The organism is Thermopolyspora flexuosa, from assembly GCF_006716785.1.
Lineage (GTDB): Bacteria > Actinomycetota > Actinomycetes > Streptosporangiales > Streptosporangiaceae > Thermopolyspora > Thermopolyspora flexuosa.
On sequence record NZ_VFPQ01000001.1, the window covers coordinates 4,718,042 to 4,735,451 of the forward strand.

Below are 17,410 nucleotides of genomic sequence, written 5' to 3' on the forward strand. Positions count from 1 at the left end.
CCAGGCGGAAGGGGTACGGGCCGGCCGAAAATAAGGCCCAAAACGATAAAAAAGGCACTAGTACCTGGTATGCACCATTGCTAGTGTTTCACCACTATTAACGCCATACACCTCGCTCGGCACTGGGGGCGACAGCGCATGGCCGGTCGGAAACGCTCGATCCGCTTCAGACTCCTGACGATCCTGCTGGTGCCGGTCGTATCCCTGGTGGCGATCTGGGGGTTCGCGGCCACGGTGACGGTGAGCCGCGGCCTCGACATGCTCCGGATCAACAAGGTCTTCGACAACGTGGTGATGCCGCTGCGCGGGCTGATCAGCTCGCTGCAGGAGGAGCGGTTGCTCTCGCTCGTCGTGCTGGGATCCCGCCACGGCAGCCTCACCGAGTCCGCCCAGCTGCACCAGCAGCGCGCGGTGACCAACCAGGCCATGGCGAACCTCGAGCGGCTCGCCCTCGCACCGGACGTCCAGGAGGCCACCCCGCCGCTCATGCGCTGGCAGCTCAACGAGCTGCGCGACCAGCTCAAGTGGCTGTCCGACATCCGGAGCCGGGTGGACGGCGGCCTCTTCACCCGGCTGCAGACCCTCGAGGCGTACAGCACGATCATCGAGGACGCCCAGCGGGTCAACGACAAGCTGCTGATCGTCCCCGACCTCGAGGTGATCGACCAGGTCAAGGCCGCCACCATGCTCAGCCGGTCCCGGGAGGCGCTCAGCCAGCAGGCCGCGCTCATCGCCGGCATCGTGGCCGCGAACCGGATGACCGGCGAGGAGCGCACCGCCTTCCAGCAGCTGATCACCCAGCGCAACATCCTGTACGGCCTCGCCTTCCAGCAGTTCGACGCCGAGCTGCAGCAGCCGTACCTGGAGCTGCAGAACAGCGAGACCTACACCGCGTTCGAGGCGGTGGAGCGGCGGGTGGCGAAGAGCGTGCGCATCGAGCGGGAGCTCCCCGCCGAGTCCCGGACCTGGCGGGCCACCACCGACGCGCTGGTGCAGCGGTTCGACCGGCTCAGCCTCGCCACCAACCGCACGCTCTCGGCCCGCGCCGTGCCGGCCGCGACCGAGATCTTCACCCAGATCGGCATCACCGCCGTGCTCGGCGTGGTCGCCCTCGGGCTGAGCTTCTTCATCTCGATGCGGTTCGGCCGCCGGATCGCGGACGAGCTGGTCCAGCTCCAGCAGAGCGCGCTGCAGCTCGCCCAGGAACGGCTGCCGCGGATCGTCGAGCGGCTGCGCCGCGGCGAGGACGTGGACACCGAGAGCGAGACCGAGACCCTGGTCACCAGCGACGTCAAGGAGATCGACCGGGTCGGCGAGGCGTTCACCATGGTGCAGCGCACCGCGATCGAGGCCGCGGTCGGCCAGGCCGAGCTGCGCAAGGGCGTCGGCAAGGTCTTCCTCAACCTGGCCCGGCGCAACCAGTCGCTGCTGCACCGGCAGCTCCAGATGCTCGACCGGCTGGAGCGCAAGGTCGAGGACCCCGACATCCTCGAGGGCCTGTTCGCGGTCGACCACCTCACCACCCGCATGCGCCGCCACGCGGAGGGCCTGATCATCCTGTCCGGCTCGAACCCGGCGCGCGGCTGGCGGAACCCGGTCCAGTTCATCGACGTGGTCCGCGCCGCGGTCGAGGAAGTCGAGGACTACCTGCGGGTCAACATCACGGTGCCGCAGGGCCCGGCGCTGATCGGATCCGCGGTCACCGACGTCGTCCACCTCGTCGCCGAGCTGGTGGAGAACGCCACGATCTTCTCGCCGCCGAAGACCACGGTGCAGGTGCGCGGCGGCCTGGTCGGGCGCGGCTTCGTCATCGAGATCGAGGACCGCGGGCTGGGGCTGAGCCGCGAGGAGTACGAGCAGATCAACGAGAGGCTCGCCAACCCGCCGGAGTTCGACCTCGCCGACAGCGACCGGCTCGGCCTGTTCGTTGTGGGGCGGCTCGCCGCCCGCCAGCACATCAAGGTCTCCCTCCGGCCCTCGCCGTACGGCGGCACCACGGCGATCATCCTCATCCCGGGCGAGCTCGTGGTGGACACCACCGCGCCGCCCGAGGGCGACGGCGAGGCGAAGGCCGAGGCGGACCGGCCCGCCGAGTCCCTCGTGCCGGCCGCCGCCGGAGCCGCCGCCACCACGGCGGCCGCCAACGGTGTGAACGGCGCGAACGGCGCCGTCCCGGCGTCGCTCGGCCCCCAGGCGGCCGAGTCCGCCGGGCACGCGGGCGGGCCGGACGGGGCCCGCGGCCACGACGCCGCGAACGGGTCGGTTTCGCTCCCGGAGCCGAGCGGGCCATCGGTACTCTCTACGGCGGCGGGCACCGGGCCGGGCGGACTCCCCCGCCGGGTACGCCAGGCGAACCTCGCCCCGCAGCTCCGCGACGCGCCGAGGCTCCGCACCGTGCCTGAGCCCCAGCAGTCCGAGCGTCGCCGGGACGGGCGGAACGGCGAGACGCACCGCGACGTGCTCTCCTCGTTCCAGGCGGGGTGGCGGCGCGCAGGTGAGGAAAGAGGAGACGGGTCGTGAAAGACGGCGAGGAGCACTGGCTCGATCAGCCACTGGTGCGCCCTTACACGATCACGCGTGGCCGTACCCGGGTGCCGGACCAGCAGCTCGACCTGCTCGCGACGGTGATCGCCGCCGGCCCCTCCGACGCCTCGGAGCTCACCCCCGAGCAGTCGCGCATCCTCGACGCCTGCCGTACCCCGGTCTCGGTGGCGGAGGTCGCCTCCGAGGTGGACCTGCCGCTCACCGTGGTGCGCATCCTCCTGTCCGACCTGCGCGAGCAGGGCCTGGTGCGGGTACGGCAGCCCGCGCGGGCGGCGCAGATGCCCGCGCCGAGCCTGCTCCGCGAGGTGATCCAGGGGCTGAAGGCGCTGTAGGCCCGGCCGTACCGGCCGGTGGGCCGTTTCTCCCGGGCGGGCCGCCGCACACGCGACCGGCAAAATCGGACTTCCATCGCGCGACGCCCGGAATAATCACATCTCGCACTTGTTTACACTCACTGGTCAAGGAGTGCTCCCGGGCATGTCAGCGTCCACCCGGACGATCCGCCGGGAGCGACAGCGTAGGGGCCCGTACCCCGGGTCTCCCCCTGGCGCCGCCGGCCACCCGACCGGCAGGCGCGTGGCAGAGGTCCGTCACACACAGCCGGCACGAGGCGTCCCCGCCGCCGCATCGGTACGGCGGGCACGACGACGGAAGGAAAGGATCGCCGTTCCAGGCGAGATCGGGGTTGAGACATGTGTGATCACCAGCCGAGGTGTCCGGGCGCGGACGCCCTCGACCGTGAGGCCGCCGCCCTCGTCGCGTTCCACCCTGAGCAGGGCTGGGGACTTCTCTGCAACGGCGTGGTGATCTTCGAGGACACCGGCGACCTGCTCCCCGACGGCCGGATCGTCCCGGTCCACCGCGCGCCCTGCGGGAGCGCGGCGTGAGCGGCCGCGGCACCAAGGGCGGTACCAAAGGCGGCGCCGTGGCGTCGGCCGGGCACCGGATCCGCATCCGCAAGCCCCGCCCGCGCACCCCGCAGCCGCCGCTCGACCTGCGCACCCCGTCGGGCCGCCGGCTCCCGTACTGACGCGGGACCCGCGGGCCGGTGTCGCGGGACGGGCCGGGGCGGCACCGTCAACGTCTCCGAGGTGCACTGATGGCGGATCGTTTCCAGGGCGTCACCTACAGTTGAGCACATGGGGGACGCCGAGACGCGGTTGGTGGAGGTGGCCACCCGGCTCTTCGCCGAGCTCGGGTTCGACGGGACCTCGACGCGGCTCATCGCCGAGGCCGCCGGAATCGAGGTGGACGAGCTCGTCGAGCGGGTGGGCGACAAGACCGAGCTGTACCGGACCGTGATGGCGCACGCCCACGAGGCCGAGCAGGCGGCGATGCGGTCCGCGCTGGCCGACTTCACCCCCACCATGCAGGGGCTGCTCGACCTCGCCGACGCCTACCTCGACTTCTACGTCGACCACCCGGAGATCCTCTCGCTGTGGATGCACCGGTGGCTGGGCGACGCGATCGACGTGGAGCGGCTGGAGGAGGAGTACGCCCGGCCGCTCTACGTCATGGTCACCGACCTCGTGCGCGACCTGATCCCGCCCGACGTCGACGCCGACCACATGGTCTGGACGGTCGTGTGGAGCGTGTACGGCTTCCTCACCGGCGGCATGCAGTACAGCAGGGGGCAGCCGTCGGCGACCGCGGCGAGCGACCGTGGCCATCGGCGCAGGCCCGAACCCGCGGAGCTCGCCCGGTTCCGGGCCCACCTGCACACGCTGATCCGCCGGATGACCGCCCCGTTTCCGGGCGGGTGACGGCGGCCTGCCCCGCGGATCCCGGCCGGTCCCCGGCCTCGCTCAGGCGACGTCGCTGTAGTCGCGGCTCTCCGCGCGGATGCGGGCGACCTGCGCCTCCAGCTCGTCGACCTCGAAGGGCACCATCGACCGCTCGAACTCCTCCTCGAGCGTGCGGAGCATGTCCATCGCCCGGGAGAAGGCGGAGAACTCCTGGTCGATCGTGCCGAGCAGGTCGCCGAGCATGTGCTGGGCGCGACGGCGCATCACCAGGATGCGCCACTGCCCGAGGAACCGCTGGAACGCCAGCAGCCGGTCCCCGGCCTCGGCGATCGTGGCCTTGATCTCCTGCAGCGCGCCGTTGACCTGGCTCGCCCGGGCCGACATCTCCAGGGCGCTCTCCCGCACCGCGTCGCACAGCAGGGGCACCTCGCGCAGCGCGGTGGCCGGCGCCTTCCCGTCGACGACCTCGGCGGCGAACGAGGCGATCATGTCGTTGTGCACGCTCGCCAGCGCGATCCGGAAGCGCAGGTCGGTGATGTCGTCGCGGAGCTTGGCGAGCGGGGGTACGAGCCGCTCCAGCGCGACCACCGCGCCGCCCATCGGGCCGGCCATCACCTGGGCGACGTTGCCGAGCACCGGCGCGGTGTCGGCGACCATCGCGGAGGCGCGCTGCGCGGTGGCCACGGCGCCGTCGAGCCGGCGCGCCACGTCGAGCACCCGCTCCGAGGTGCTCGCCAGCCGGTCGCCGAACTCCCGGTACCGCTCGAGCAGGCCCACGAGGCCGGACAGCAGCGACTCGAGCGCCTGCGCGCCGGCGAGCACCTGCCGGAGCGAGCCGCGCGCGTTCGGCCGCGCGTAGTTGGAGGAGGCGAGCCGGTCCCGGGCCGCCACCTCGCTGCTGAGCGCGTCGGCGAGGAACTCCTCGTGCGAGGTGAAGCCGAGCTCGCCGAGCGCCTGCTCCAGGGCCCGCAGGCCGTGCACCGCCACCTGGCGCCGGTCGAGGCCCTGCTCGGCCGCGTACCGCTCGGCGGCGTTGACGTACCGGTAGACCTCCTTGACCTTGTCGAACATGGGGCCCAGCGGGGCGACACGCACCGAGAGGAAGCCGTCCCCCGACGGGGTCATGGTCGCGAACACCCAGTACCGGCTGCCGTTCTTGGCACGGTTGAGCACGTACGACCCGACCGGCCGCCCGGCGAGCAGACGGTCCCAGACGAGACGGAAGACGCCGGCGGGCATCTCGGGATGGCGGACGATGTTGTGAGGTGCGCCGCTCAGCTCCTCAAGGGAGTATCCAGAGATACGGACAAATACCGAGTTCCCGGTACGAATGCGGCCGCGTCGATCGGTGGTGGAGAAGAACAGTTCATCAGGCCTGATGAGCTGTTCGACATCGTTGGAGTCGATTAGCCCGAGGGTCATCGTGTACCTCACAGTTCGGCGGCGCAAAATGCCGCCCGGGCCGGCGTCGCGACCGTCGCGACTGATTTTCGGCTGTCCGAAGCTTATTGCACCCAGTGCATACTCTTACCACGAGGGGTATGTGACCTGCGACACTGCGCATTCATCCCATGTGTCCGTAATTGTGATTTCGGTCACTGGAGGACGGCCGCGATCCGGACTCTCACGGCGCCCCTCGGCCGCCCTCGGCGGTACGCGCGGGACCACCCTCACCCCTACCGCTAGCTGCAGAAACCCGCATAAGGGGACATCCGCGACGGATGTTCACAAAGGTGATCCGGGCCACAGGGAGGGCCCGCCGTACGGTCGCGGTGCGGGCGGCCCTCCCAACCGGAGGTGGCCCCACCCTCACCCCGCCGGGCGCGAGGGAGTGAGCAACGCCACATCCGTCAGCACCGGGCCTGCGGTACGGCATGGCGTCCGTGAAGCCGCCGCGCCCGGCCGTCCGGGTCGCCCGGCGGCCACGCGGTGCGCCGGCCGTACCCGGCGCCGGCGGCTCACATGCGCGAGAGCAGCTCGGCCTTCTTCGCCTGGAACTCCTCCTCGGTGAGCAGCCCGGCGTCGCGCAGCTCGCCGAGCTTGCGCACGAGTTCGGCCAGCTCGGTGGCGGAGGCGGGACGCGGCCGCTCCCCGGCCTCGAGCGGCCGCGGCGTGGCGGCCGCGGGGGCGGCGGCGCGGATCGCGGCGAGCACGGCGGCGGCGAACGGCAACGACTCGTGCACGAGGCCGTAGCCCACCCCGAAGACGACCGATGCGACGTCGTCCTCCGCGCTCGGCGGCATCGGGCGGCCCCGCACCTTGAGCCGCAGCGAGCCGCTCGCCACACCGGGCGCGTGCCACTCGACGTCCTCCAGGTCGGCGACCCGGAACCGCTGGTCGCCCGCCCGGTACTTCGCCCTGGTCACCCCGGACCAGAACCAGGTGAAGACGACGGTCTCGCCGTCGAAGGAGGCCGCGCCGTCCCACGCCTTGAACCGCAGCGGCGGCTCGGGCGCGGCCACGAGGAACCGGTCGGCCGGCCCCCGGTCGACGACGGCCGCCCGCGTCTCGTCGGCGTAGTACTCGGCGAGCGTGGCCATCTTGGCGGGAAGCGGCAGCCGGTAGGGGTCCTGGGATTCCCTGAGCTGCCCGGCGGCCGCGGTGATCACCGGATCCGCGCCCGGCCGGGGCCGTACCCGCAGCACGACCTTGCCCAGCCGGATCGGGGAGACGGTGACGTCGGCGATCGCCGCGTACGGCACGAACCGCTCCCCCAGCGCCCGTACCAGCCTGGGCGCGCGCAGGCCGTCCGGCTTGATGCGCAGGCCGTCGGCGTCGAACTCCCAGACGCAGCCGATGCCCTTCAGTACGTCCCGCACATCCCCAGGGTAGATCGCCGGCCGTTCCGCCCGCAGTGCCGCGCCGACCGGGCCTCCGGGCCGGAAATCCCGTTGCCCGGGGATTCAGCGTCCGGTGCACTCATGGGTCGGCAGGTCGCCGGACGAGAACGCAAGGAGGCGAACGTGACGACGGCGCGCAGCACCAGCCTTCGGAAACTCGCCGGCACCTACCCTGAGGACACCACGCTTCGTGCATACACCGAACACCGACGCATCGGCGCGCGCCTCCGGCACTAGGGCGGTCCGGTCGCGGCGCGCCGTTCTCCGCCACCTGCGCCCGGCCCCGCGGCGCGCGGCCGCGCTCGCCGGGGCGCCGGCCGCGCCGCTCGCCGGGCTCGCCCTCGGCTACCTCGCGGTCGCCGTCGCCGGGCGGCTCGCCCGCACGCTGGTCGCCTGGCTCGCCACCGGGCTGGTGCTGCGCCGCATCTTCGACCTGATCGGCGGCGAGACGCCCGGATCGCCGGCGACGGTCTGTGGCTGTGCGCGGCGGTCGTCGGCATCGAGGCGGTCCGCGGCCGGCGCGGGCGCTGTGGCTCGCCGCGTTCGACCCCGACCTCGCCGCGCTGCCGGACGGCCTCGACACCGTGGTCGGGCCGCGCGGGGTGCGGCTGTCCGGCGGCCAGGTGCAGCGGGTCACCGCGGCACGCGCCCTGGTGCGGCGGCCCGAGCTGCTCGTCGTCGACGACCTGTCCTCGGCCCTCGACGCCGAGACCGAGCGCACGCTCTGGCGGCGCCTCGCCGAGGCCGCCCGCACCGGGGAGGGGCCCGCGACGCTGCTCGTGGTCTCCCACCGGCGGGCCGCGCTGGAACAGGCCGGCCAGGTCGTCGTGCTCGACGGCGGCCGGGTCGCCGGATGCGGCCCGCTCGGCGAGCTGCTCGCCGCCTGCCCGCCGCTGCGCCGCCTGTGGGACGGCGACCGCATCGACGAGGTCGCCGCCGGGTAGCCGCGGGGGTCAGGGCACGAGCACGATCCGGCCGCGCAGCCCGCCCTTGGCGAGGCGCAGGTGGGCGTCGGCGACCCGGTCGAGCGGCATGGTCTCGGCCACCCGGAGGGTGAGCGTGCCCGCCTCGGCCAGCGAGACGAGGCCGGCGAGCCGGGCGCCGTCGGCGTGGATCCAGTGCGAGAACACCCGGATGTTCCGCAGCCCCGGCGGTGCCCCGCCCGCCACCAGCGCGGCGAACGCGCCGCCGGTCCGCACCGCGTCGAGGGCCGCCGCCCCGGTCACGGCCGCGTCGAGCGCGGCGTCCACGCCGCCGGGTACCAGGGCGCGGACGGCCTCGCCGAGCCGTGCCGTACGGGGCACGAAGAGCTCCGCCCCGAGCTCCCGCACCAGGGGCTCGTCCTCGGCGCCCGCGACCGCGACCACCCGGATGCCGCGGGCGGCGGCGAGCTGCACCGCGAAGCCGCCCACCGCCCCGGCCGCGCCGGTGACGAGCAGCGTCTCCCCCGCGCGCAGGCCGAGCCGGTCGAGCGCCTGCGCCGCGGTGAGGCCGTTCAGCGGCAGCGTGGCCGCCGCCACCGGGGAGACCCCCTCCGGCACGCGGGCCACCGCGTCGGCGTCGAGCACCACCTGGTCGGCCTGGGTGCCGAGCGGCACGTCGAGCCGGTCGGAGAGCCCGACCACCCGCTGCCCGGGCACGACGCCGGACACCTCCGGGCCGGCCTCCTCGACGACGCCCGCGACGTCCCAGCCGAGGCCGATCTGATCGCGCCGGGGCAGCATGCCCGCGGCGGCGAGCGCTCCGGACCGGGTGGCGAGATCGACCGGGTTCACCGTCGCCGCCTCGACCCGGATCCGCACCTGACGCGCCCCCACGGCGGGCACCGGCACCTCGGCGACCTCCAGCACCTCGGGCCCGCCGAAGTCTCGGATGACCACGGCACGCACGCGCTACCTCCTTCGCTCGGTTCCGCTGTGCTCGCCCACCGACCGTAGGAGCGCTACTCTCCTTTGGGGAGTACGTACCTGAAAGTGCGTACCGCACGCGAAGGAGCCCGCGATGCCCACGCTGACCGCCGCCCAGCGACGTGAACAGGCCCGCGCAGCCTACAACGCCTACCTCGCCACCTGCCCGGCCCGTCAGCTCCTCGACCGCATCAGCGGCAAGTGGGTGAGCCTCCTGCTCAACGCCCTCGCCGACGGCCCCAGGCGGTACAGCGACCTGTCCCGCACCGTCGCCGGCATCAGCCAGAAGATGCTCACCCAGACCCTCCGCGACCTGGAACGCGACGGCCTCGTCTCCCGGACCGTCACCCCCTCCGTCCCGGTGCGGGTCGACTACGCGCTCACCCCGCTGGGCGCCACCCTGCTCCCGGTGGTCCAGGCGATCAAGGACTGGGCCGAGACCCACATCGAAGAGGTCATGCGCGCCCGCGACGACTACGACGCCCGGCACTCCGCCCCCACGGAGCACCGGGCCTAGCGGTCACAGACGGTTCAGGATTCCCGGCCGGTCACGCCTCGCCGGTGGTGAGGCCGACGGGGCAGGACACGCCCGTGCCGCCGATGCCGCAGTAGCCGTTGGGGACCTTGTGCAGGTACTGCTGGTGGTACTCCTCGGCGTAGTAGAAGGGGCCGGCCGGGGCGATCTCGGTGGTGATGGGGCCGTAGCCGGCGGCGGTGAGGACCTTCTGGTAGGCCTCCCTGGAGGCGAGGGCGGCCTTCTCCTGCTCCGGGGAGTGGGTGTAGATGGCCGAGCGGTACTGGGTGCCGATGTCGTTGCCCTGGCGCATGCCCTGCGTGGGGTCGTGGGACTCCCAGAAGATCCTGAGGAGCTCCTCGTAGCCGATCCGCGCCGGGTCGAAGACGACGCGGACGACCTCGGCGTGGCCGGTGAGGCCGGTGCAGACCTCCTCGTACGTCGGGTTCTCGGTGTAGCCGCCCGCGTAGCCCACGGCGGTGGTCACCACGCCGGGGGTGCGCCAGAAGACGCGCTCGGCGCCCCAGAAGCAGCCGAGCCCGAAGTCGGCGATCTCGGTGCCCTCCGGGAACGGCGGCACCAGGGGGGCGTCGAGCACGGCGTGGCGGGCCGGGACCGCCATGCGCTGGGGACGGCCGGGGAGCGCCTCCTCCTTGGTCACCATCCGCGTCTTGTCGTGGCCGAAGAACCAGCCCATCTCGTCCTCCCGTGCGCGTTCGCCGATCGCGTCACCGGGTGCAACCAGCGCGCCGCCCCGGATGTTCCACGCTTTAGCAGAGCTTAAAAGTGGACAAAGGAGTACTAATTTGTGATTAAGGGGCGTCAGGAGCAAAACTGGGTTTCATGCCTGAATACCGACGCGGGATCCTGTACGCCGTGGTGGCCTACGTGATCTGGGGCCTGTTTCCCGCCTACTGGCCGCTGCTGAAACCCGCCACCGCCGTCGAGATCCTCGCGCACCGCATGGTGTGGGCCCTGCTCGCGGTCGTCGCGGTGCTCGCCGTACGCCGCCACTGGGCGTGGTTCCGCGAGCTCGCGCGGCAGCCCCGCAAGCTCGGGCTGCTCACCCTCGCCGCGATCCTCATCGCGGCGAACTGGGGCACCTACATCTACGCGGTGAACATCGGGCACGTGGTCGAGGCGGCGCTCGGCTACTTCATCAACCCGCTGGTGAACGTGCTCTTCGGCGTCGTGCTGTTCCGCGAGCGGCTGCGCCGGTGGCAGTGGGTCGCGGTCGGGCTCGGCGCGGTCGCGGTGATCGTGCTCGCCCTCGCGTACGGCGAGCCGCCCTGGCTCGCGCTCATCCTCGCGTTCAGCTTCGGCTTCTACAGCGTGATCAAGAAGGGCGTGAACATCGGCGCGGACGAGAGCCTCGCCGTGGAGACGCTCGTGCTCTTCCTCCCCGCGCTCGGCTACCTCGCCCTGCTGGAGTTCCAGGGCGACGGCACCTTCACCGATTACGGCGTCGGCCACGCGCTGCTGCTCGTCGGCGCCGGCGTGGTGACCGCGGTGCCGCTGCTGTGCTTCGGCGCCGCGGCGATCCGGGTGCCGCTGTCCGCGATGGGCCTGCTCCAGTACATCGCCCCGATCCTCCAGTTCCTGTACGGCGTGCTGGTCAACCGCGAGACCATGCCGCCCGCCCGGTGGGCCGGGTTCGCCATCGTCTGGCTCGCCCTCGCCGTCTACACCTGGGACGGCATCCGGGCCGGCCGTACCGCCCGGCAGGAGCGGCGGGCGGCGGAGGCGGCACGGGCCGCGGTCGGCAGCTGACCACGAGGCAGGGTCCCCGGACGCGCGGCGGCCCGCACCCTGATGCCGGGTGCGGGCCGCCGCGTGTGTACCGCGTGTGGGATCAGCCCGTGCGCTCCACCACGAAGTCGCACAGGGCCAGCAGGGCCTCCCGCGCCGGGATCGCCGGGAGCTCGGCGAGGTCCGCCTTGGCCCGGTCGGCCCAGCGCAGCAGCTCGGCGCGGGCCCGGTCCATCGCCGGGTTGGCGCGCAGCAGGGTGAGCGCCTCCTCCAGGTGCTCGTCCGGGACCGGCCCCTGCAGCAGCTCGCGCAGCCGCGCGTCCGCCGGGTCCTCGGAGGCGAGCACGTGCAGCACCGGCAGCGTGCGCACGCCCTCGCGCAGGTCCGTGCCGGGGGTCTTGCCGCTCTCCCCCGCGGTGGCGGACACGTCGATCAGGTCGTCGCCGAGCTGCCAGGCGACGCCGATCGCCTCGCAGGCGCTGGTGATGCGCTCGACCACCGCCTCCGGGGCACCGGACAGCAGCGCGCCGAACCGGCCCGAGGTGGCGATCAGCGAGCCGGTCTTGTCGGCGAGGACCTCGATGTAGTGGCGGATCGGGTCCTCCCCCTCGGCCGGGCCCACGGTCTCCCGGATCTGGCCGCGCACCAGGCGGGAGAAGGTCCGGGCCTGGATGCGGATCGCCTCCGGGCCGAGGTCGGCGAGGATGTCCGAGGCCCGGGCGAACAGGTAGTCCCCGGTGAGGATCGCGATCGTGTTGTTCCACCGGGCGTTCGCGCTGGGCGAGCCGCGCCGTACCTGGGCCTCGTCCATGACGTCGTCGTGGTAGAGCGTGCCCAGGTGGGTCAGCTCGATCACCACGGCCCCGGGGATCACGCCGGGGGCCGTGGGATCGCCGAACTGCGCCGCCAGCAGCACCAACATCGCGCGGAAACGCTTGCCGCCGGCGAGGATGAGATGCCTCGAGGCCTCGGTGACGAACGCGTCCTCGCTCTCCACCGAGGCGCGCAGCATCCGCTCCACGGCCGCGAGACCGCTCGCCAGGTCCTCCGCGAGCCGCTCGTCAACGTGGGGCAGGCCAACAACCGGCGGCGCAGGCATCAGGCGTTACTCCTCGACTTATCGGACGAACAGCGACTCGGCGGCCAGGCTCGCGAGGTTGAGCACCGGCTCCGGGATCACTCCCAGCACAACGGTAGCCACCGCCGCGAGGCCGACCACGGCCGAGGTGCCGATCGTGGGCACCGCGATCGTCGGGCCGTCCGCGGCCGGGTCGCTGAAGAACATCAGCACGATGACGCGGACGTAGAAGAACGCCGCCACGGCCGAGGCGATCACCGCGACGACCACGAGCGGCCACGCGTCCGCGCCGCCCGCCGCCGCGAAGATCGCGTACTTGCCGAGGAAGCCCGAGGTGAGCGGGATGCCGGCGAACGCCAGCAGGAAGAACGCGAACACCCCGGCGAGCAGCGGCGCCCGCTTGCCGAGCCCGGCCCACCGCGACAGGTGGTTCGCCTCACCACCGGCGTCGCGCACCAGCGTGACCACCGCGAACGCGCCCACCGTGGCGAAGCCGTAGGCGACGAGGTAGAACAGCAGGCCGGTGAGCGCGGCCCGGTTCTGCTCGGCGTCGCCGACCGCGACCACGCCGACGAGCAGGAAGCCCGCGTGGGCGATCGACGAGTAGGCGAGCATGCGCTTGATGTCCGTCTGCGTGATCGCGAGGATCGCGCCGACGAGCATCGTGAGGATCGCGATGCCCCACATCACCGGCTTCCAGTCCCACTCCAGGCCGCCGAGCGCGACCCAGAACACCCGCAGCAGCCCGCCGAAGGCGGCCACCAGGGTGCCGGAGGCCATGAGCGCGGTGACCGGCGTCGGGGCGCCCTGGTACACGTCCGGCTTCCACGCCTGGAACGGCGCGGCACCGATCTTGAACAGCAGGCCCACGCCGAGCGTGGCGGTGCCCGCCAGCAGCAGGGTGTCCATGCCGCCCACGCGGGTGAGCGCCTCGGCGATGCCCCGGAAGTCGACCGTGCCGGCCACGCCGTACAGCAGGGCCGTGCCGTACAGGAAGAACGCCGAGGAGAACGCGCCGAGCAGGAAGTACTTCATCGCGGCCTCCTGCGACAGCAGGCGGCGGCGACGGGCGAGGCCGCACAGCAGGTAGAGCGGCAGCGACATGACCTCGAGCGCCACGAACATGATCAGCAGGTCGTTCGAGGCGGGGAAGAGCAGCATGCCGCCGACCGCGAACAGCGCCAGCGGGTAGACCTCGGTGTGCACGGCGCCCGCGGTGAGCGACTCCTCCTCCTCGGCCGAGCCCGGCAGGGCCGACGCCTGGGCCACGAAGTGGTCCTCGTCGTTGATGAGCAGCACGCTCACCGCGGCGAGGATGAGGATCGTGCCCCAGATGAACAGCGTCGGGCCGTCCACCGCGATCGCGCCCATCGCGGCGGCGTTGTGCGGCGTCTGCGTGGCCTGCCACACGGTGAGCACGAACGCGCCGATCAGCGAGATCAGCGTGAGCGGCATGTGGATCGCCTTGCGCAGGTAGCGCGGCGCGAACGCCTCCACCACCACGCCCAGCACGGCCGCGCCGAACACCACGAGCAGCGGCGCCACCTGGGCGTATTCGATGACCGGTGGTTCGATCTGGTTCACTGGCCGGCCCCCTTCTGCACGGCGACGTTGAGCGTCGGCTCAGGATCGGCGGAGACGCCGGCGATCGACAGGGTCTGCGTCACCGACGGGTTGATCACGTCGAACAGCGGCTTCGGGTAGACCCCGAGCGCCAGGATCACCGCGATCAGCGGGGCCATCACCCACTTCTCCCGGCCGTTCAGCTCGGCGAGCGACTTGACGCCCTCACTCGGCGGCCCGCCGGCGACCCGCTGGTACAGCCACAGCATGTAGATCGCCGACAGCACCACACCGAACGTGGCGATCACCGCCGCGACCAGGTAGGTGCGGTTCTGGAAGGTGCCGATCAGCACGGTGAACTCGGACACGAACGTGGCCAGGCCCGGCACCGCGGTACCGGCGAGGCAGGCGAACAGGAAGCTGCCCGCGAGCACCGGGGTCACCTTCTGCACGCCGCCGTAGTCCGAGATGAACTGCGAGCCGCGCCGCTGGATGAGGAACCCGGCGACGAGGAACAGCGCGCCGGTGGCGAACCCGTGGTTCACCATGTACAGCGTCGCGCCCGCGCCCGCGGTGGTGGTCATCGCGAACACGCCCATCGCGATGAACCCGAAGTGCGAGATCGAGGTGTAGGCGATCAGCCGCTTGATGTCGGTCTGCCCGATCGCCACGATCGCGCCGTAGATGATGCCGATCACCGCGAGCGTGATCACCAGCGGAGTGAAGAACCGCGAGGCGTCCGGGAACAGCTCGAGGCAGAACCGCAGCATGCCGTACGTGCCGACCTTGTCGAGCACGCCGACGAGCAGCACCGCGGCGCCCGCCGGGGCCTGGGCGGCCGAGTCGGGCAGCCAGGTGTGGAACGGCACCAGCGGCGCCTTGATCGCGAAGGCGATGAAGAACCCGAGGAACAGCCAGCGCTGGACGCCCGGGTCGGTGATCGCGCCGATCAGCTCGGTGTGCAGGAACGTGTTCTTACCGGCGATCACGTACAGGCCGATCACCGCGACCAGCATGAGCAGGCCGCCGAGCAGCGAGTACAGCAGGAACTTGACCGCTGCGTAGGACCGCTGGGCTCCGCCGTACGACCCGATCATGAAGTACATCGGGATCAGCATCGCCTCGAAGAAGACGTAGAAGAGGAAGACGTCGGTCGCCGCGAAGACGCCGATCATCATCGCCTCGAGCACGAGGATCAAGGCGAAGTACGTCTTCACCGAGCGCTTCGCCGGAGCCTCGGGGGTGCCCGCCGCCTCGTTCCAGGAGGCGAGCACCACGATCGGCACGAGCAGCGCCGACAGCAGGATCAGCACCAGGGCGACGCCGTCGACGCCGAGCGCGAAGTGAATGCCGAACGACGGGATCCAGCTGTAGGTCTCCGTGAACTGCAGCCGATCCCCGCCGGGGTTGAACTGCGCGGCCATGACCGCGGCGAGCGCCAGCACCACCAGCGACACCGCGAAGGTGAGCTGCTTGGCGAGCGTCTCGTTGCGCTTGGGCACCGCCGCCACGGCTACGGCGCCCACCGCGGGCACGGCCATCAGGGTCGAGAGCCAAGGCATCAGAAGCTCCCTACGGCCAGCAGAGCACCGACGACCGCGGCGGCTCCGAGGAATATGGACAACGCGTACGAGCGCACGAACCCGGTCTGGATCCGGCGCAGGCGGCCGGACGTACCGCCGATCGCCGCGGCGAGGCCGTTCACGATGCCGTCCACGCCGCGGTTGTCGAAGAACACCGCCAGGCGGGTCAGCCACTGACCCGGGCGCATGAACAGCGACTCGTTCAGCGCGTCGCCGTACAGGTCACGCCGGGCGAACGTGGTGAGGAACGAGCCGCGCGGGGCGACCTCGGGCACCGGGCTCTTGGCGTACTTGGTCCACGCGTACGCCGCGCCCGCCAGGACGAGCACGATCGTGACGATGCCGGGCACGCTCACCGGGTGGAACGCCAGCGGCTCCTCCGGCGCGCCCACGGCCGGGCGCAGGAAGTCGGCGAACGCGCCGGTCGCGATGAGCAGGCCACCGCCGAGCACCGAGCCGACCGAGAGCAGGATGAGCGGCCAGGTCATGACCTTCGGCGACTCGTGCGGGTGGGCGTCGGCGGCCCAGCGCTTCTCGCCGAAGAAGGTCATGAACATCACGCGGGACATGTAGAAGCCGGTGATGCCGGCGCCGACCACCGCGACCCAGCCCAGCACCGGGTTCTGATGCATCGCCGCCTCGATGATGCTGTCCTTGGTGAACCAGCCGGACAGCGGCGGGATGCCGATGATCGCCAGGTAGCCGAGGCCGAACGTGGCGAACGTGATCGGCATGACCGTGCGCAGCCCGCCGTACCGGCGCATGTCGACCTCGTCGTTCATGGCGTGCATGACCGAGCCGGCGCCGAGGAACATCGCGGCCTTGAAGAAGCCGTGCGCGATCAGGTGCGCGATGGCGAAGGCGTAGCCGATCGGGCCGAGCCCGGCGGCGAGCACCATGTAGCCGATCTGCGACATCGTCGAACCGGCGAGCGCCTTCTTGATGTCGTCCTTGGCGCAACCGATGATCGCACCGGCGATCAGCGTCGCGGCGCCGACGATCGTCACCACGAGCTGCGCGGTCGGCGCGCCCTCGTAGATGGCCCCGGACCGGGTGATCAGGTACACGCCGGCGGTGACCATGGTCGCGGCGTGGATGAGCGCCGACACCGGGGTCGGGCCCTCCATCGCGTCGAGCAACCAGGACTGCAACGGGAGCTGGGCGGACTTACCGCACGCGCCGAGCAGGAGCAGCAGGCCGATCACGGTGAGCGTGATCTGCTCGGCCGAGCCCGCGTTCGCCAGCACGTCCTTGTAGCCGACGGTGCCGAAGGTGACGAAGATCGTGAAGATGCCGAGCGCGAGACCGAAGTCACCGACCCGGTTCACCACGAACGCCTTCTTCGCCGCGGTCGCCGCGGACGGCTTGTGCTGCCAGAACCCGATCAGCAGGTAGGAGGCCAGGCCGACGCCCTCCCAGCCGATGTACAGGCCCAGGTAGTTGTCGGCGAGCACGAGCACGAGCATCGCCGCGACGAACAGGTTGAGATATGCGAAGAACTTCCGCCGCTTCTCGTCGTGGGCCATGTAGCCGATCGAGTAGATGTGGATCAGCGAGCCCACACCGGTGATCAGCAGGGCGAAGGAGATCGACAGCGGGTCGATCAGCAGGCCCATCTCGACGTGGAACGACCCGGCCGGCAGGAAGTCGTACAGCATCACCTGGCGGCGCCGCTCGGCCTCGTCGAAGCCGAGGAGCTCCACGAAGGCGAGCACCGCCACCGCGAAGGAGGCGAGCGACATCGCCGTACCGAGGAGGTGGCCCCAGCGGTCCGTGAGGCGCCCGAACAGCAACAGGATCGCGGCGCCGACCGCGGGCAGCGCGATCATGAGCCAGGAGGCGCCGATCACTCCACCGGTCTCCGTGATGATCTCAGCGGGTTGCACG

General features: G+C 71.8%; 16 protein-coding genes. 8 read left to right on the forward strand and 8 right to left on the reverse strand.

Annotated features, from left to right (window positions below; all coding sequences use genetic code 11):
- Positions 1-189: 189 nt before the first annotated feature.
- From FHX40_RS20215 to FHX40_RS20230, 5 genes are all read left to right on the forward strand, one after another.
- Positions 190-2,520: a sensor histidine kinase gene (locus FHX40_RS20215; RefSeq protein WP_170198900.1), complete on the forward strand. Its 2,331-nt coding sequence runs from the start codon at positions 190-192 to the stop codon at positions 2,518-2,520.
- Positions 2,517-2,876, forward strand: coding sequence for a DUF742 domain-containing protein (locus tag FHX40_RS20220; protein WP_142261076.1), 360 nt, complete (start codon positions 2,517-2,519; stop codon positions 2,874-2,876). Before FHX40_RS20215 ends, FHX40_RS20220 begins: the two co-directional genes overlap by 4 nt.
- 360 nt (positions 2,877-3,236) lie before the next feature.
- Positions 3,237-3,431, forward strand: a complete 195-nt coding sequence (locus FHX40_RS20225) for a DUF5999 family protein (protein WP_142261077.1) — start codon at positions 3,237-3,239, stop codon at positions 3,429-3,431.
- A complete protein-coding gene (locus tag FHX40_RS25205) occupies positions 3,428-3,574 on the forward strand; it encodes a hypothetical protein (protein ID WP_170198657.1) in 147 nt (48 codons plus the stop codon). Before FHX40_RS20225 ends, FHX40_RS25205 begins: the two co-directional genes overlap by 4 nt.
- Positions 3,575-3,683: 109 nt before the next feature.
- On the forward strand, positions 3,684-4,307 hold the full coding sequence (locus tag FHX40_RS20230; protein WP_142261078.1) for a TetR/AcrR family transcriptional regulator: 624 nt from the start codon (positions 3,684-3,686) through the stop codon (positions 4,305-4,307).
- Positions 4,308-4,349: 42 nt separating this feature from the next.
- Here FHX40_RS20230 and FHX40_RS20235 read toward each other — a convergent pair whose 3' ends face one another.
- Both FHX40_RS20235 and FHX40_RS20240 read right to left on the reverse strand, forming a co-directional pair.
- The gene (locus tag FHX40_RS20235; RefSeq protein ID WP_142261079.1) at positions 4,350-5,711 is read right to left on the reverse strand and encodes a PAS domain-containing protein; all 1,362 of its coding nucleotides are present in this window, start codon (positions 5,709-5,711) and stop codon (positions 4,350-4,352) included.
- Positions 5,712-6,247: 536 nt separating this feature from the next.
- The gene (locus FHX40_RS20240; RefSeq protein ID WP_142261080.1) at positions 6,248-7,108 is read right to left on the reverse strand and encodes a DUF4429 domain-containing protein; all 861 of its coding nucleotides are present in this window, start codon (positions 7,106-7,108) and stop codon (positions 6,248-6,250) included.
- Positions 7,109-7,608: 500 nt separating this feature from the next.
- Here FHX40_RS20240 and FHX40_RS20245 point away from each other — a divergent pair, with 500 nt between their 5' ends.
- A complete protein-coding gene (locus FHX40_RS20245) occupies positions 7,609-8,073 on the forward strand; it encodes an ABC transporter ATP-binding protein (protein ID WP_211350340.1) in 465 nt (154 codons plus the stop codon).
- Positions 8,074-8,082: 9 nt separating this feature from the next.
- Here FHX40_RS20245 and FHX40_RS20250 read toward each other — a convergent pair whose 3' ends face one another.
- Positions 8,083-9,018, reverse strand: coding sequence for an NADP-dependent oxidoreductase (locus tag FHX40_RS20250; protein WP_142261082.1), 936 nt, complete (start codon positions 9,016-9,018; stop codon positions 8,083-8,085).
- A 112-nt stretch (positions 9,019-9,130) separates the two neighbouring features.
- Between FHX40_RS20250 and FHX40_RS20255 the strand changes: the two genes are divergently transcribed.
- Complete coding sequence (locus FHX40_RS20255) at positions 9,131-9,553, forward strand: winged helix-turn-helix transcriptional regulator (protein ID WP_142261083.1); 423 nt, start codon at positions 9,131-9,133, stop codon at positions 9,551-9,553.
- A gap of 31 nt (positions 9,554-9,584) precedes the next feature.
- Here FHX40_RS20255 and msrA read toward each other — a convergent pair whose 3' ends face one another.
- Positions 9,585-10,247, reverse strand: a complete 663-nt coding sequence (msrA, locus tag FHX40_RS20260) for a peptide-methionine (S)-S-oxide reductase MsrA (RefSeq protein ID WP_142261084.1) — start codon at positions 10,245-10,247, stop codon at positions 9,585-9,587.
- Positions 10,248-10,393: 146 nt separating this feature from the next.
- Here msrA and rarD point away from each other — a divergent pair, with 146 nt between their 5' ends.
- The gene (gene rarD, locus FHX40_RS20265; RefSeq protein WP_142261085.1) at positions 10,394-11,320 is read left to right on the forward strand and encodes an EamA family transporter RarD; all 927 of its coding nucleotides are present in this window, start codon (positions 10,394-10,396) and stop codon (positions 11,318-11,320) included.
- Positions 11,321-11,402: 82 nt separating this feature from the next.
- Here rarD and FHX40_RS20270 read toward each other — a convergent pair whose 3' ends face one another.
- Genes FHX40_RS20270 through nuoL form a run of 4 tightly spaced genes read right to left on the reverse strand, consistent with a single transcriptional unit; the run spans position 11,403 to position 17,352 of the window.
- Positions 11,403-12,398 carry a polyprenyl synthetase family protein gene (locus FHX40_RS20270; protein ID WP_142261086.1) on the reverse strand — a complete coding sequence of 332 codons (996 nt, stop codon included), beginning with the start codon at positions 12,396-12,398 and terminating at the stop codon, positions 11,403-11,405.
- Positions 12,399-12,416: 18 nt separating this feature from the next.
- A complete protein-coding gene (nuoN, locus tag FHX40_RS20275; protein WP_142261087.1) occupies positions 12,417-13,961 on the reverse strand; it encodes an NADH-quinone oxidoreductase subunit NuoN in 1,545 nt (514 codons plus the stop codon).
- Positions 13,958-15,502, reverse strand: a complete 1,545-nt coding sequence (locus FHX40_RS20280) for an NADH-quinone oxidoreductase subunit M (protein ID WP_142261088.1) — start codon at positions 15,500-15,502, stop codon at positions 13,958-13,960. The genes nuoN and FHX40_RS20280 overlap by 4 nt, the downstream gene beginning before the upstream one ends.
- Positions 15,502-17,352, reverse strand: coding sequence for an NADH-quinone oxidoreductase subunit L (nuoL, locus tag FHX40_RS20285; RefSeq protein ID WP_189136190.1), 1,851 nt, complete (start codon positions 17,350-17,352; stop codon positions 15,502-15,504). The genes FHX40_RS20280 and nuoL overlap by 1 nt, the downstream gene beginning before the upstream one ends.
- Positions 17,353-17,410 lie beyond the last annotated feature (58 nt).

Coding starts and splice junctions, on each gene's coding strand:
- FHX40_RS20235 (WP_142261079.1), bottom strand. CDS start 5,711: ATGACCCTCGGGCTAATCGACTCCAACGATGTCGAACAGCTCATCAGG.
- rarD (WP_142261085.1), top strand. CDS start 10,394: ATGCCTGAATACCGACGCGGGATCCTGTACGCCGTGGTGGCCTACGTG.
- msrA (WP_142261084.1), bottom strand. CDS start 10,247: ATGGGCTGGTTCTTCGGCCACGACAAGACGCGGATGGTGACCAAGGAG.
- FHX40_RS20255 (WP_142261083.1), top strand. CDS start 9,131: ATGCCCACGCTGACCGCCGCCCAGCGACGTGAACAGGCCCGCGCAGCC.
- FHX40_RS20280 (WP_142261088.1), bottom strand. CDS start 15,502: ATGCCTTGGCTCTCGACCCTGATGGCCGTGCCCGCGGTGGGCGCCGTA.
- FHX40_RS20230 (WP_142261078.1), top strand. CDS start 3,684: ATGGGGGACGCCGAGACGCGGTTGGTGGAGGTGGCCACCCGGCTCTTC.
- FHX40_RS20270 (WP_142261086.1), bottom strand. CDS start 12,398: ATGCCTGCGCCGCCGGTTGTTGGCCTGCCCCACGTTGACGAGCGGCTC.
- FHX40_RS20225 (WP_142261077.1), top strand. CDS start 3,237: ATGTGTGATCACCAGCCGAGGTGTCCGGGCGCGGACGCCCTCGACCGT.
- nuoL (WP_189136190.1), bottom strand. CDS start 17,352: ATGATCGCGCTGCCCGCGGTCGGCGCCGCGATCCTGTTGCTGTTCGGG.